Raw genomic sequence first — 14785 nt, 5'->3', positions numbered from 1 at the left:
TGTCGCGATTGTGGGGACAATTAGTCCTTCGGCGGCCAGGTTGGGATCACCCCTTTGCCGGACGGGAAACGAACGTTTTTAGAACGAACGAATTCCCGAAGTGTTTCGGTCGCATTTTCGCGTCCGAACCCGCTGCCCTTGACGCCGCCGAACGGTGATCCCAGAAAAGCTCGCCGCATGTAATTGTTGACAAAAACCATGCCCGCCTCAAGCTGGCCTGCCAGCTTCCAGGCTCGGCTCTCGTCCGTCGTCACCATCGCAGCCGTCAGGCCGTAAGCCGTCCCGTTTGCGATCTTGACCGCCTCCGCCTCATCGGTGAACGGCATCAGGCACGCGACCGGACCGAAAATCTCTTCCTGGGCCACTGTCATTGTCGGCGTTATATCGGCAAGAACAGTCGGAGCGATCCAGTAACCATTCTTGTATTTCTCCTCTGCCGGCAGTTTTCCCTGCGTAACGAGCCGTGCGCCTTCCTTAAGCGCGATATCGATATATCCTGCGACCCGGTCGCGCTGTTTGGCATCGACCATCGGACCGATATCGGTCTTCGGATCGCGCCCATCGCCAACTACAAGCTGCTCAGTCGCACGGGCGAACTTCTCTTCAAATTCCTTGTAACGGGAGGCGTGGACGAGAATTCGCGCTGTCGACGTGCAGGCCTCTCCCTGGTTATAGAACATGCCTTCCAGCGCTACATTGATCGCCGTCTGCATGTCCGCATCTTCGAGGATCATCAGCGCATTCTTTCCGCCGAGCTCCATCGTTGCATAAGTAATATTTTCGGCCGCACTTTGCAGCACGCGCCGGCCGGTCGCGGTCGCGCCGGTGAAACTGATCCGTTCGACCAGCGGATGCGACGCGAGTGCTGGCCCTGCCTGGAGGCCGGGGACGACATTCAGGACGCCCGGCGGCAGGACTTCGTTTGCCAGTTCGACCAGTCGCATGACGGTCAACGGCGCCTGTTCGCCCGGCTTGACGACCACGGTGTTGCCTGCAGCCAATGCCGGGGCGCTCTTCTTGGCAAAGTGGATCGGCGGCCAGTTGAAGGGCAAGATGGCGGCGACAACGCCGTAAGGCTCGAACAAGACGCGGGCCTCGATCGCGCCCTGATCGAGGATCTCCCCGTGCAGCGTATCAGCAAGCCCGGCGAAATAGTCGAAGCAGGCGTGGCTATAGGATACGTCGAAGCGCAGGGCATCCCGCTTGGGTTTGCCGACTTCCAGCGCTTCAAGTTCTGCCAGTTCATCCACGTGGTCGCGGATCTTGGCGGCGACTTTCTGCAAAAGTTGAGCGCGTTCGCGCGGCGAGCGCTGCCGCCAGTCGTTTTCGTAGGCCCGGCGCGCATCGCGCACAACCTCGTCCACAAGGGCCGCATCAGCAGCCTGCACTTCCGCTATGTCTTGTCCTGTCGCAGGGTCCTGAACAATAAACGTCGCGGCAGACGTCACGACGTCGGTTGCCTTGCCGTTGAGGATCGTGCTCCACTTTCGCGGCTGCAGATGCTTATCTTTGAACAACGAGCTCATTTCAATCTCCATACAATCGATTGCAGATTTCTGCAAAATTTCAAGGTTTTGAGGTCAAAGAGCTCTGCCGCCATCGACCTGAATGATATGACCGGTCGAGAAACCGAGATGCGTGGCGCATGCGACGATCGCGCCGGCAATGTCGTCCACCTCTCCTATGCGCCGCAATGGGGTGGACGAGGCAACTTTATCGTTGAAATCCGCTCCGCGTCCGGGCACGAAGGACGTATCGACGACCCCTGGCGATATGGCGAGAACCCGTACTTCGGGAGCGAGGACACGAGCCAGAGCTTTCGTCATCACATCGATACCGGCCTTTGCCGCACAATAGGCGATGTTTGATCCAACCCCCGTGAATGCAGCAATCGACGACAGCGAAACGACCAAGCCGTCTCCTGATGCCTTAAGAAGGGGAGCGAATGTACGAATGGTCGCGAACTGCCCCCGCCAGTTGACCTTGAAAAGGTCGTCGATCAGGTCGTCGGTCAGCGCATCAAGATCGTGATGGGCAATCGGCTTTGTGTAACCTGCCGCGTTGATCAGAATGTCGAGCTTGCCAAATTTCTTTTCGATCTGATCGCGCACACTGACAAGGGTTGGCGTATCGGTAATATCAGCGGCGAAAGAGGCATGATCCTTATTTCCACCCAGAGCAGTGACGACCTTGCCAGCGGACTCAAGATTTTCATCGCCGGGCATATGGCTGATCAGAACCGTCACGCCGGCATCGGCAAGCATCTTGCCCGTCGCCGCACCGATCGCCCCGTTACCGCCGACTATCAGGGCAACCTTGCCCTTGAGAGATTTGGGATATCGCATGGAAGTTCCTCTTTACTTGATCGGGGGCACGGGGAGCTTTGCTTCTCCCGGTTCCATCATGAAATCATAGTCAAGGCTGCACCAATGGGTCACCGACGGATCGTCAGGCGAAGGGGTGTCCGCATGCTCCTTGAACTCGCCGATGAGATGCCGCGTCACACCGAAGACCACATCGCTGTTAAGACGCTCGTCGCCGTCGACGAAGACCTGGGTTATCAGCGTCTTAAAGCCGTGCTTGAAGCCCAGAAAATGGAGATGTGCCGGGCGAAAGGGATGACGGTTTTGGGCACGCAGCAAGTCTCCGGCCGGCCCGTGCGTCGGCACGGGGTAGCCTGCCGGCTTGACAGACCGGAACCAGAACTCACCGTTGGCATCGGTCATGAACTTGCCGCGCAGGTTCATGTCGACCTGGTTTTCGTCCTGGTTCTCATAAAGTCCCACCGGAGAAGCTTGCCATACGTCAACTTCCACATCCGCGATCGCATGACGCTGCGGATCGGTTATGCGGCCACGTACATAGAGTGGCGGACCTTCGGTCTTAGAGCGAACGATTGTTCCACCGTTCTCAGTGCTTGGGGAATGTTTGCGCCAGAACGGACCCAACAGGGCGGCCGCAGTCTCAGTGGCTCCTGAATTTCCGTTGTTCAACAAACACACAAGCGTGGAAAAGCCCAGGATATCCGAGAACAGAACGGCCTCATTGTGGCTATCGTTGGTTTCCTGACCAATCCTGTTGAGAATCTGGAGTCCAACCTCGAACTCCTCCTCGGTAAGCCGCGCATCCCTGGCAAATTGATGAAGAGCCTTAACAAGCGCGGTCATTATCTCTTTAAGGCGCGCGTTCTGCGTGCCCTCCATGGCGGCAAGAACCACGTCAGTAAGCGTTTGTTGGTTTTCAATAATCATCTTGCAGCCTCCTCTACGCAAAAAACTACTGCAATCGATTGCAGATGGCAAGACAAAATCTTGAACAACGTGTTGTGACAAGCTTAAGCGACTGATCTGATTATAGTATTTTACGCAAAAGATCCTCGATGGTCACTTAACCGACGACCTCTAGCGTTCGCTTCCGCCGCCCAGAAATGTCCCTAAGACGAAGACCGAGCTTCCCGACGCCTCTGCCGAAGTTTCTCTAAGCCTCTGTTTATGCTTGAAAAAGATCGTCGCATCCGCCGCGTGGCAATGGTCCATTCGGCTAACAACCGATTTAAATTCCAATAGCCATATTGACTTAGCGCATCAAGTCTGCAATCGATTGTAGATAGCATGTGTATGCTGCCGAGCCAGTAACTTGATGTGCAGCCGCATCGTCCCATTCATAAAAAAAGAGGGAACTGTCAATGTCTATGCAAAAACCTACGATTTCCGAGCGGCTTGATCGGTTGTCGATCAATGCCTTCCACAAAAGACTGTTCGCTGTCGTGGCGATCGGCATGTTCTTCGAGGGCTTCGACATCTATCTCGCCGCCAGCGTCCTCGGCGATACCTTCAAAAGTGGCTTTTCGACACTTGCCCAAAACGGTCTCTTTATATCCGCGACGTTTGTGGGAATGACCTTGGGAGCGCTCGGATCCGGTTTCATCGGCGACAAGATTGGACGAAAGAAAATATATCAGTGGAACCTGCTGCTCTTTGGAGGAGCTGCCGTTGCCTCGATCTTCGCTCCCAATATGACCTGGCTTATCTTTTTCCGCTTTTTGATGGGAGTCGGCATCGGCGCAGAGACCGTTGTTGGATACTCCATCATTACCGAGTTCTTTCCTGCATCCGTGCGAGGACGCTGGCTCGGATATATCGCGACCGCCGTGTCAGCGGGCCTGCCAGCCTCCGCGCTCTGCGCCTACCTTTTTCTTCCGACGTTCGGCTGGAAAGTCATGTTCGTTTTCGGCGGGCTGGGTGCATTGGTGGCATGGCTCCTGAGACGTGAGCTTCCAGAATCTCCACGCTGGCTCGCTTCCGTCGGTCGCGACGCCGAGGCCGATGCGCTGCTGTCCAAAATTGAAGCCTACGGTTCTTCTTCTCCAACCTCGGCTCTCCCTGAAGTTCCGGATGACGTCCCACTCGATGCCGGCATATTTACGCGCAACGCGGTCGCGGGGTCATTAGCACTTATGGCCGTCAACACCCTGATCTATGGATTCATTGTCTGGCTTCCCACTTTTATGGTGAGCCAAGGCGAAACGATTGCCAAAAGCTCTGCCTTTGCGCTGATCATGTCGCTCGGTGGATTAGTCGGATCCTTTGCCGGTGGCTGGCTTGCCGACCTCGTTGGACGTCGAGCTACCATCATTTCCTCTGGCGCGTTGGTCATCGTGCTTGCGGCCCTGTTTTCAACCACAACCGATCCATTCTACATGCCATTGATCGGCTTCCTGTTGACACTGCCAATCTATGTCCTGGTCGCTGTTCTTTTCGCAATATACGTGCCGGAACTCTTCAATACGAAAACCCGCCTACGCGGAGTCGGAATCTGCAATGCTTCCGGCCGTGCCGTAAGCATTTTCGTTCCGCTCGCGATCGGTCCAACGTTTGCTGCATACGGGACATCAGGCGTGCTGATCATCATGAGTATCGCGATCGTGGCGATGATCACAGCGGTTGCCTTCATCGGCCGAGGTGTCAGCCGAAATAGTCCGATCACGTCACCTGCGACGGGAAGGCAGACTTTCTAATTCAACCAATGCGAGAAGAAACGGAGCTCACACTCCGTTTCTTTCTTTTAGAGAGATCGTTCAAAAGGCGGAGCACCAATGCTGATCTCGTCACTGACCAACCTATGGATCTGGCTTAAACTTGCATTGCGACACAGGGCTCAACTGGGGCCCATTTGCAGGACACACCAGCGTCCATCCCGCTGAACGATATGTCCGGAAATCATTATCTTTCCGAACTGGGATTGTTCCTTCAATCTGACCGAAACAGTAAGCGTTATCCGAGAGCTCCCTCTGATCATTCAGGCCGGATGAGCGGCAAATTTGAGGACATTCGAATGCAATTTGGCGTTTTCACAGTTGGGGATCTCACGCCAGATCCAAACACCGGCAAAACGGTTACCGAGAATGAGCGTATCAAGTCGATGGTGCGCATCGCCTTAAAGGCAGAAGAACACGGGTTTGACGTGGTTGCGTTCGGCGAGCACCACAATCCTCCATTCGTCCCGTCATCGCCGACGACGATGCTCGCCTATGTGGCGGCGCAAACGAAGCGCATTATCCTGTCAACCTCCACCACCCTGATCACCACCAATGACCCGGTGAAGATAGCAGAGGATTACGCGATGCTGCAGCATCTTGCCGACGGTCGCGTCGACTTGATGATGGGGCGTGGGAACACCGGGCCGGTCTACCCCTGGTTTGGAAAGGATATTCGCGACGCGGTAGCGCTGGCCTTTGAGAACTACGATTTGCTTCGCCTGCTTTGGCGAGAGGATGCCGTCGACTGGTTCGGAAAGTTCAGAGCGCCCTTGCAGTCGTTCACGTCCACGCCGCGACCGCTCGATGGCGTGCCACCCTTCGTTTGGCACGGTTCAATCCGCACGCCGGAGATCGCAGAGCAGGCTGCCTATTATGGCGACGGCTTCTTCCACAACAACATCTTCTGGCCAGCCCATCATACGAAACGGCTGATCGAACTTTATCGCCGGAGGTTTGAACATTACGGCCACGGCAAGGCTGACCAGGCAATCGTGGGGCTCGGCGGGCAAACCTTCATCCGCAAGAACTCCCAGGACGCCATCAATGAGTATAGACCCTATTTCGACCGCTCCCCGATTTACGGCGGCGGGCCATCTCTTGAGGAGACGATAGCGCAAACGCCCCTCGCCGTCGGCAGCCCGCAGCAGGTCATCGACCGGACAATGAAGTTCCGCGAGGACTTCGGCGACTACCAACGCCAATTGATTAACGTCGATGGCAATGGGATACCATTGAAGATCGTTCTTGAGCAGATGGATCTGTTGGGCGAAGACGTGATCCCTGTCCTGAGAAAGGAAATGGATGCTCGTCGTCCTGCCCACGTGCCGGACGCCCCCACACACGCATCGCTTCGTGCCAAAGAACTTGCAGCAGGTACGGGTCCACAAGCCCCAGGGGAGGCCGCAGAATGAGTGCTCGTAGCCTTTGCCAAATTGAGCCAACCGTCATCGACGCGCCTCCTGTCCGAGCAGATCGCTGCCGCAGTGCCGCGCAAATGTGCCGAAGACGGCCTGAATTTCGATACGCAGTACATTGAAGTACGCCACGTCGCGCACGATCTCGTCAACAACCTGCAGACAGGCTTCCCCTCACCGGGCTAAAAGAAAATTTGTAGCGCGTCGCGAAATCCGATGCCCTCCTGGTCGTAAGCCCTATCTTTACCGGATCGTTCGGCGGCGTCACGCGCTGATGGCCGTATCACCCGAACCACTATTTAGATGAGCTATGACTGACACAAGGATTGGATGCAGCACGGCTTCTAAAGAACCATCGCATTCTCGTTTCGAGATCCTTTCCTAGGGTGCCACTGCTGGCCAAAACTACCGTCTCGGGCGCAAGGACCTCGCTGTTATGAGGAAGTCGTGATAGACGCCTTGAAAGGAATCGAACCAGCGACCCGGTAGGAAATCGCCAAGGGGGCTGTTCCTCGCTCCCGACGATTCAAGCTTTGCCAACGGAGCCGAAATCTTCGCCGACGGCGGTCAGGCACAGGTCAGAACAGCAAAGGCGGCGGGAAGATTGTCCCGCCGCCATCCAAGGCTTTTGCCTACGCCGTTTATACGACGGAGAGGACGGCGGGATCGCCTGAGCGCCATACATTGTCGATGGTGTTGTGCGTGATGACCCAGGCGTCGCCGTTTCTTACCAGTTTGACGTCGTAGCGGTTCTTCATCAGATAGTGACGCGATGGATCGCGGCGCGGCACGTGCTGGGCTTCAACGAGGACGTCCATGCGAGCGGTGTCGCCATCGATAGCCACTCGCGGATTGCTAACGGAATGCGTCGTGTCCAACGTAGCGAGCGATGCCGTCAGGGCGGACACGATGACATCCCTGCCCTCAATGACCGGATAATCGAATCCTGCCTTCGCCGCGGCCGGCCGGAAGTCGGAGACCGCGTTTTCCGCAAGCGACGATGCGAGCAAGTTGCTATCGCGAAGATCGATCCCGGCGGTGAAGCGATAGAGTGCTTCGACGACGGCGAGACGGTCTGCGGTGTCCTGTGTGAAAGATGGTGATGTGGTCATGAAGGTTCTCCTTGTCGTGCCGGAGGCTCACGGAGCGCAAGCCTTCCCGTCATCGGCGCCTGGGGCGCAGATAGTCGTGATCGATGGATTGTCGGTGAGGATGCTATTCGAGGTCGGCGTCGATACGTTGGATCAGGCCGTCTGCGTTGACGACGATCTTGAGGACACCGATCTCGTGTCCGAAATCGCCTGTAAAATCGAGGCGGATGGTTGCGTTGAATTCGTCGAGCCTTTCAAGTGACAAAAGCTCGCTCTTTGTGTGGTAGCCAACGAAGAACCGTTCGAGGTAATCGCGAACACCATCCCGACCGACGAAGGCGTCGCCCACCGAAACGTCATCGATGACGGCATCCGACGAGAACAGGGACAGCGCACCATCGACGTCGAAGGCGTTGGCAGTGCGGATGAAGGATTCGACGATCTTCTGCATGACGATTTCCCTAGAGATCGATGATCGTGGTGTCGGCGATGGTTTGCGCGAAACCGTTTCCGAACAGGCCAGCCGGGGTCTGGAAACCGGGGCACGCCTCGCCTGCCAGAATGCGGCGCCCGGCCTCGGCCGCAGCCATGGCCGTGAACGTGTAGCCGTTGACTGTGTCGAGGAGAGACCGGACGACCTGCCCTTGGTCGTCCGTGACCTCGACCAGCGCCTGGTAGCGGTTCGCCAGCCGTTCTTCCTCGCTCGGCCCGTCCGGCAGCAACGAGAGGTCGCCCTGCGAGAATCCATCGCCGGTGACATGCACGAAGGTTTCGATGTCGGGAACACCGGTTGCCCGCCAGATCGTGATCAGGTCGGGTAGCGTTACACGGAAGCAATCGACGGCGCCCTTGCCGAAGTCGAAGGTCTCGATGTCGACCTCCGCCGGGGTCAATGCGCCATGCACCCGCTTCAAGGTCTCTACCGTCAGGTTCTCCGTAGCGCTGATCGCCGATCCGCGTGACAGACCGCCGGCGACATGCAGCACGATTCTGATCTTGCGGGGCTTCGAGACACGCTCGACACCGCGGCCGGCAAGGCTGCCGAGCATGGCGACGCTGCCACCTCCGCCCGGCATCAGCATGACTCCCGCTGCCTTGGCCTCGTTGTCGAGCGCTTCGGCCAAGCGGTAGCTGTCGAGTTCTGCGGCAGTGTCGAGATAGTGCACGCCATTGCGGATCGACGCCTTCATCAGCGCATCAGCAGTGCGCATGAACGGACCCGCGCAGTTCAGCAGAACGGAGATGCCGGCGAGGCCCGTGCCGATCGCCGCGTCGTCGTCGAGACCGAACGCGCGATACTCCACTCCGAGTTTCGAGGCGAGCTTCGCCAGGGTCGCTTCGCTGCGTCCGCCAAGGACAATCGGCGTTCTAGCCGCAATTGCGTGCTCGGCCGCCATGCGGCCGGTGTAGCCGGTCGCGCCGTAGATCATCAGTTTTGTCATGTCAGTGCTGCCATTCCTTGTAGACGAATTCGAGGCTGTAGCCGTCAGGGTCGCGCACCTGCGCGGCGTAGTAGCGAGGGTCGTAGTGAAGCTGCGGACCAGGCGGACGGATTTGCGAGGCGCCCACAGCCATCGCCGCGGCGAACGCGGCATCGACCTGGGAGGCGTCGTTCGCGACAAAGCCAACATGAGTCGCGTGACCTTCGACAATCCCCTCCCGAAGCCAGAAGAACACCCGGCCGTTTGCGCCGAACCCCTTCAGGTCAGGATGACCGGACGGGCCATCTTTTCCGTCGTAGTCATGTGCGTGAACGATCCCGAGCGGGGCGAGCGTCTCTTCGTAGAAGGCGACCGATCGGCCGATGTCGCTGACGGATAGGAAGACGTGATCGAGCATGGCGCTCTCCTTGTTCAGATGATGTAGCCGCCCGCGACTTCGATGTTCTGGGCATTGATCCAGCGGTTCTCACTGGACAGCAGGCTGGCGACGACGCCGCCGACATCCTCCGGCTCGCCAACGCGACCGAGCGCCGTCTGGCTGGCGAGTATCGCCTCGAACTCGTCGTTAAGCCCACCACCAAGTTCCGTGCGGATCGCACCGGGGGCGATTGAGTTTGCCCGGATACCGCGAGTGCCGAACTCCTTGGCCATGTAGCGGGTCAGGACTTCGAGGCCACCCTTGAACGCAGCGTAAGGAGCAACGCCTGCCGTGGCCACACGGGTGGTTGCGCTGGTGATATTGATGATCTGTCCGCCGTCCGCCATCAACGGCAGAAGGACCTGCGTGAGGAAGAACGGGCCTTTGAGGTGGACCTTGAACAATCCATCGAACTGATCTTCGGTCACCGTGGCGATCGGATTGAACAGGCCGTATCCGGCGTTGTTAACGAGATAGTCAAAGTCGCGGCGGTCAAAGACGGACTGCAGCGTCGCCGCGACGGCATCGCGAAATGCAGGGAACGAACCGGTGTCGCCAACATCGAGCTTCAGCGCGACGGCCTTCCCGCCGCTCTGCGTTATCTCCTTTACAACCCTTTCGGCCTTGTCGGGGCTGCTGTTGTAGGTGACGACGACACCCATGCCTTTGCGGGCGCATTCGATGGCAGCGCTTGCTCCGAGGCCGCGGCTGCTGCCGGTGATGATGACGATCTTCATGGGGCGTTCCTTCCGTGTCTGGTGTGACCTGAAGCTATGCGGCCCTCACACACGGCGCTCACCCATTCCTCTCTGAAACTTGCCTATTTCTGCTTCGCTCTTGCAGCGCATAGCCCGGCCTGTCAGGGTCGCCTTCATGGAAAAGCAACTTCAGGAATTACGCGCCCTGGCGTCTTCAGCGGAAAACCGTCGAACCGACACGGGCATTCCCCGCGTCGCCATGGTGCAGGGCGAGATCCCGGAACACAGGCTTTCTGCCGTCTACGAGCCAATGATCAACCTGATCCTGACCGGGTCGAAGACGATGACTGTCGGCGATCGGACATTCGCGTACGATCCGGCCACCTACTTCGTCATATCGGTCGATCTGCCGGCGGTCGGTGCGGTGCATCCCTCTCCCGCAGGAGAGCCATATCTCGCCGTCAGCCTGACGCTGGACCCGCCGACGGTCGCGGCACTGATCAGCGACCTGCCCGTTCCGGTCTGCAGCAAGCTGTTCGGCTCCGGCTTCTCGATCGCCCCGGTCAACGAGGAGTTTCTCGATGCCTGGGTTCGCATGCTACGGCTGATGGCGCGGCCGGACGAGATCGCGGTGCTTGCACCCGCCTATGAGCGGGAGATTTTGTTTCGCGTGTTGCAGGGGCCGCTGGGCTGGATGCTGCGCGACATCGCCGCTCCCGATGCGGCGCTGTCGCGGATCGGTGTGGCGATCCAGTGGATACGGGAAAACTTCGCAAAACCACTCCGGGTCGAAGCGCTCGCGGAAATGGCGGCGTTGAGCGTTTCGGCCTTCCATCGCCATTTCAAGGCGGTGACAGCGCTTAGCCCAATTCAGTTTCAGAAGCAGGTCCGCCTGCTGCACGCCCGGACGCTTCTCATGGCCGGAGAAGGAAACGCGACATCCGTGGCCTTCGGCGTCGGATATGAAAGCCCCAATCAGTTCAGCCGGGAATATGCGCGGCAGTTCGGGCTCCCACCATCGAAGGATGTTGTGCGGTTGAAGGGCCAAGCCGCATAACCTCGCGCGGCCCACATCACTTTCCGGCGCAGAAAGCATCTCGGTTTGCTCTTGAAGAGAATCGAACCCGCGATCTACTCCTGCACTAACCAATTGATAGCGCTCTTATTGTTCGATTTGCGAATGTGAGTTGCCATTAGAATCCTGCGCCGTTCGTCATAAGCCAGGACTGAAGCAAGCTGCCGTTTAACAAGAGCTCCACAGGAGTCTAATGTTCTGCTTCACTCATACCACGACGCGACAGACTCATACTCAACCATATTGCCGAAACAAGAAAATAGAATGCTCCGAAACCCGCATAGCCGGCGACTGTGGAGATCGAAGGCTCCTGCGGCGTTTGCGCTTGATACAAGAAGACAGCGCCTGCTAATGCCGATTGACCACCACTTAGAACCATAGCCCACTGACCTCCGCTCGTTTTCCACCGCCTGACGGCAGTGCCAAGCTGCAGCAGCCCTGAAAAAATCGCCCATAGTCCAAAGGCGCCCAGGACCCAGTTCATATTCATCGTCAAAGCGATGATCACGGCAATTGTCATGATCGAGCTTGCAGTGACATTGATCGCCTGGCTGCGATTGACCGCCAAGCCACCGCTCCTGGCCGCGTCAATAACGTTCGCGGCGGCGTCCCAAGCCGGATAGGCGATCAGGAGTGCGGCAGTTATCGCAAATGATTGCTGCCCTATGGTCAAGGCAGCTGTGACCCACAACAACGAGAACGCCGCACGCGTGAAGTAATATTGCTTGAGCCATTGCTCGTTGCCGCTCGCGGCAAGGGAAGTCTGATTGTTTGCCATTGTTCTTTTCCACTTTCTTGAATGATGAGATTTTCTAAAGCGAGGTCGATCAAAAGAAACCGACCTGTTTGCCAAATGCAGTATTCTCGTCCCACTCAAATCAACCAATTCGATCGCTTTCGCCGGAGAGTTTCGCAGCTGGCTTCTCTAAGAGCTCGACGTTCTGTGCGCTGTCGTGCGACGGAGTCGCTGAATCAGTGCCGTGTTCGCTCTCCAAGCGCATGCGCTTCTCGAATGCCTCGTTAATCGCCCCCTGCCGCTTTGCGACCCATTGGCCGTCGGGATCAGAAAGGATCGAGTTGGTTTGGCCGATCTCAACCGGTGGCGAGGAAGCGACCGCTGAGATGGGCATTACTTTCTGAACTGGGCGTCTGCTCATGAGCTGTGATCCGGTGGTTTGCTGTTTTGATTGCGTCAGATGCCGGCGTACCATTCGTACCCGCGGTCTTCCCAATAGCCGCCGTTTCCGCCCCACAGGCCGGCGAAGCTGTCGACCAGCTCGATGCGCATGATATATTTTGCCTGCTTGTAACCCAGCTGCCGCTCCACCCTAAGACGCAAGGGAGCGCCGTGCCCGATGCTCAGATCCTGGCCGTTCATTTGGTAGGCGAGGATGGTTTGAGGATGAACCGCATCGATGAGATCAATGCTCTCGTAATAGCGGCCGCTACCATCGAGCGTCTTTTCAAGTTCGTCGGCACAATGCAGCACGACATAACGCGCCGTCGGCTTCAGCCCGGTCAGACGCAGCAGACTGGCGAGAGGAACGCCCGTCCATTTGCCGATGGCGCTCCATCCCTCGACACAGTCATGGCGGGTGATCTGCGTGCGCGCCGGGAGCGCCTTTAGATCTGCGAGCGAAAACGCCTGAGGTCGATCAACTAGACCGTCGATCTTCAGTCGCCAGTTTGCAAACTTGCCTTCCAACAGTTCCGCATATTCCTCGCTGTCGGGCGCGCTCGTTCCATTGACACGGAAAGACGGAGAGATATCCTTTTCGTCAAACTCCCGCGCCAGCGCATCACGCCCCTGAAGCAGTCTTTGCGCCTTCATCGTCAGGTGCTCGGCTGAACGGAGGACATTGGCGATGCCGGCGTTCTGGTCTAGCACGTCACACCCGGAAAGGGTCAAAGCACTGGCACCAAGCGTGCCGCCGATGAGAAAGCGACGTCGCGTGAGAAGCTTGCTCATGATTGCGGGCCTTTTTCCTGGATTGCATAGCGTCCGGTGATCATCGAGCGGATGTTGTTCCAGGTCCCGGAAAGGACGACCATTGCCACATGGACGATGACGAAGATGACAAGCGCTGACGCTGTGATGAAATGGATGGTGCGCGCGGACTGGCGTCCGCCAAATACATCGACCAATGCGGGAAGAGCGGCATCCACCCCGGGTGACACGGTCAGACCCGTCAGGACCATGAGAGGCAGCAGAATAACAATGACCGCCAGATAGGTCAGTTTCTGAAGTGCATTGTAATGCCTGGCCTCCTCCCCTTCGGGGAAGCGGAGACGAGCATGGTCGAGAACCTCGCGGCCGAGGTGGCGAGGCGAGAGTTCGTTCACCTTCGGCGCCAGGTCTCGCTTGAAATGTCCGCTCAGCAGGCTGAATCCAAGATAGAGAAGACCATTGATCACAAACAGCCAGGCGAAGAAGAAATGCCAGCGACGTCCAGCCGCGAGATCCTGGAACGAGGGAATTGTCGCCCAGGACGGGAAAGCTCGCGCAGTCGGCTTCCCATCAACATTGGAAACACCCAAGACGCCGGTTGTAGGGATCTGTAGCCCTGCGACACGAACGAAGCCGCTTGGCAAGCCTGCATCATCGTCGGAGCCGATTGTCAGGACAGCGGGGTCGCCGTCCGCGCCAAAATGACCCCAATAAAGCTCCGGGTGGGCATTGAAGATCTGCAGCCCGCTCAAAAGAAGGAAGCTCAGGCAAAGCACGTTTAGCCAGTGCGTGAGCCGGGTTACAACGGAGTGGCGGCGGATGAAGATCGTCCGAGGATACTGAACATTGTCATTGGAAGCGTTTGCGCTCATCTCAACGTCTTTCATCTGTGGCATTTTACGGCTGAAGATCAAGCAGCGTCGATCTGTTGTCGCTGGCCGAAGCAGTAAGGCGGCTGCTCCGGCCAGTGACGGCGTGGTCTTCACATGGGGGGAACCACGCCATTCTTGCCGACCACCACCTGGTGGGCGATCGGGCCGGTTGCAGCCTTTTCGGCGGTGATGAAGACAACGGCGCCGGGAACGAGATCATCCTTGGTGGCTCCAGCGATGGTGACGACAGGTGTCCCATCCGGAATGGCGATCTTCTTTTCCTTGCCATGATAGGTCACGGTGACAGTCCGGCCATCAACGCCCTTAACGGCATCCGCGACCGTCGCATTGGTCATGCTGCTGTCGGGCTTCAGATCCCAACCGTAGCTACCCTCGCCCGTGCCTTTCATTGCCGGCGGGAAAATGAGGACCTCAAGCGCTCCATCGCCGCCGTCGACCCTTGGCAAGGATGCGATACCCACGAAATCGCCCGGCTTGATATCTGTGACCTCGGCATCCGCGACCCCAGCCACCTTCCAGTCGTCGGCAAGCGCGACATCGATTGTCTCGCCTTCGCGCGTCTTCACTTTGAGCGTTGAACCCTGGTAGTCGACGATGCTGCCGCGGACGTGGATCGGCGCGGCTTTCTTATCTTCGGCAGATGCGGCTGTCGGAAGGATTGTTATAGAAAACATGCTGGTCAGCCCGAGGGCCAAGGCGGGGAATAGGTTTTTCACTTTGATCTTCCTACTAGTTGGTAGTTTCGTTGGACGCGATTGACCTGAGCA

At 57.8% G+C, this 14785-nt stretch carries 17 protein-coding genes and 1 pseudogene; 5 read left to right on the top strand and 13 right to left on the bottom strand.

Annotated elements, in window-relative coordinates; translation table 11 throughout:
* Positions 1-20: 20 nt before the first annotated feature.
* Genes OCK01_RS21790 through OCK01_RS21780 form a run of 3 tightly spaced genes read right to left on the bottom strand, consistent with a single transcriptional unit; the run spans position 21 to position 3251 of the window.
* A complete protein-coding gene (locus OCK01_RS21790; RefSeq protein ID WP_263825783.1) occupies positions 21-1526 on the bottom strand; it encodes an aldehyde dehydrogenase family protein in 1506 nt (501 codons plus the stop codon).
* Positions 1527-1580: 54 nt separating this feature from the next.
* Positions 1581-2345, bottom strand: a complete 765-nt coding sequence (locus OCK01_RS21785) for an SDR family NAD(P)-dependent oxidoreductase (RefSeq protein ID WP_263825782.1) — start codon at positions 2343-2345, stop codon at positions 1581-1583.
* A 12-nt stretch (positions 2346-2357) separates the two neighbouring features.
* Complete coding sequence (locus tag OCK01_RS21780; protein ID WP_263825781.1) at positions 2358-3251, bottom strand: dioxygenase; 894 nt, start codon at positions 3249-3251, stop codon at positions 2358-2360.
* Between the two features lie 434 nt (positions 3252-3685).
* Between OCK01_RS21780 and OCK01_RS21775 the strand changes: the two genes are divergently transcribed.
* The 4 genes and pseudogenes from OCK01_RS21775 to OCK01_RS21760 form a co-directional block, all read left to right on the top strand.
* On the top strand, positions 3686-5017 hold the full coding sequence (locus OCK01_RS21775; protein WP_263825780.1) for an MFS transporter: 1332 nt from the start codon (positions 3686-3688) through the stop codon (positions 5015-5017).
* A gap of 155 nt (positions 5018-5172) precedes the next feature.
* Complete coding sequence (locus tag OCK01_RS21770; RefSeq protein ID WP_263825779.1) at positions 5173-6450, top strand: LLM class flavin-dependent oxidoreductase; 1278 nt, start codon at positions 5173-5175, stop codon at positions 6448-6450.
* Positions 6451-6639, top strand: a complete 189-nt coding sequence (locus tag OCK01_RS21765; RefSeq protein WP_263825778.1) for a hypothetical protein — start codon at positions 6451-6453, stop codon at positions 6637-6639. It begins immediately after the preceding gene.
* 319 nt (positions 6640-6958) lie between these two features.
* A pseudogene (locus OCK01_RS21760) lies at positions 6959-7033 on the top strand (short-chain dehydrogenase); the annotation flags it as partial.
* Between the two features lie 61 nt (positions 7034-7094).
* On the opposite strand, the gene OCK01_RS21755 reads toward OCK01_RS21760, so the two are convergent.
* From OCK01_RS21755 to OCK01_RS21735, 5 genes are all read right to left on the bottom strand, one after another.
* Entirely contained in the window at positions 7095-7565 is a 471-nt protein-coding gene (locus OCK01_RS21755) for a nuclear transport factor 2 family protein (RefSeq protein WP_263825777.1), read from the bottom strand.
* 103 nt (positions 7566-7668) lie between these two features.
* Complete coding sequence (locus OCK01_RS21750) at positions 7669-7995, bottom strand: nuclear transport factor 2 family protein (protein ID WP_263825776.1); 327 nt, start codon at positions 7993-7995, stop codon at positions 7669-7671.
* Between the two features lie 10 nt (positions 7996-8005).
* Positions 8006-8986 (bottom strand): saccharopine dehydrogenase family protein, encoded by a 981-nt coding sequence (locus OCK01_RS21745; RefSeq protein ID WP_263825775.1) that lies wholly within the window; start codon positions 8984-8986, stop codon positions 8006-8008.
* Between the two features lies 1 nt (position 8987).
* Positions 8988-9383 (bottom strand): VOC family protein, encoded by a 396-nt coding sequence (locus OCK01_RS21740; RefSeq protein WP_263825774.1) that lies wholly within the window; start codon positions 9381-9383, stop codon positions 8988-8990.
* A gap of 14 nt (positions 9384-9397) precedes the next feature.
* Complete coding sequence (locus tag OCK01_RS21735; protein WP_263825773.1) at positions 9398-10141, bottom strand: SDR family NAD(P)-dependent oxidoreductase; 744 nt, start codon at positions 10139-10141, stop codon at positions 9398-9400.
* Between the two features lie 136 nt (positions 10142-10277).
* Here OCK01_RS21735 and OCK01_RS21730 point away from each other — a divergent pair, with 136 nt between their 5' ends.
* Positions 10278-11159, top strand: coding sequence for an AraC family transcriptional regulator (locus tag OCK01_RS21730; RefSeq protein WP_263825772.1), 882 nt, complete (start codon positions 10278-10280; stop codon positions 11157-11159).
* 208 nt (positions 11160-11367) lie between these two features.
* On the opposite strand, the gene OCK01_RS21725 is transcribed toward OCK01_RS21730, so the two are convergent.
* From OCK01_RS21725 to OCK01_RS21705, 5 genes are all read right to left on the bottom strand, one after another.
* Positions 11368-11955 carry a DUF308 domain-containing protein gene (locus tag OCK01_RS21725; protein ID WP_112360103.1) on the bottom strand — a complete coding sequence of 196 codons (588 nt, stop codon included), beginning with the start codon at positions 11953-11955 and terminating at the stop codon, positions 11368-11370.
* A 100-nt stretch (positions 11956-12055) separates the two neighbouring features.
* On the bottom strand, positions 12056-12334 hold the full coding sequence (locus OCK01_RS21720; protein WP_263825771.1) for a hypothetical protein: 279 nt from the start codon (positions 12332-12334) through the stop codon (positions 12056-12058).
* Between the two features lie 35 nt (positions 12335-12369).
* The gene (locus OCK01_RS21715; RefSeq protein WP_263825770.1) at positions 12370-13146 is read right to left on the bottom strand and encodes a molybdopterin-binding protein; all 777 of its coding nucleotides are present in this window, start codon (positions 13144-13146) and stop codon (positions 12370-12372) included.
* Complete coding sequence (locus tag OCK01_RS21710) at positions 13143-13997, bottom strand: cytochrome b/b6 domain-containing protein (RefSeq protein WP_263825769.1); 855 nt, start codon at positions 13995-13997, stop codon at positions 13143-13145. Before OCK01_RS21710 ends, OCK01_RS21715 begins: the two co-directional genes overlap by 4 nt.
* A gap of 110 nt (positions 13998-14107) precedes the next feature.
* The gene (locus tag OCK01_RS21705; protein ID WP_263825768.1) at positions 14108-14734 is read right to left on the bottom strand and encodes a hypothetical protein; all 627 of its coding nucleotides are present in this window, start codon (positions 14732-14734) and stop codon (positions 14108-14110) included.
* Positions 14735-14785: the final 51 nt, after the last annotated feature.

Source organism: Rhizobium sp. TRM95796 (assembly GCF_025779995.1).
Classification (GTDB): domain Bacteria; phylum Pseudomonadota; class Alphaproteobacteria; order Rhizobiales; family Rhizobiaceae; genus Rhizobium_E.
This window is presented reverse-complemented; position numbering and strand designations above follow the sequence as displayed.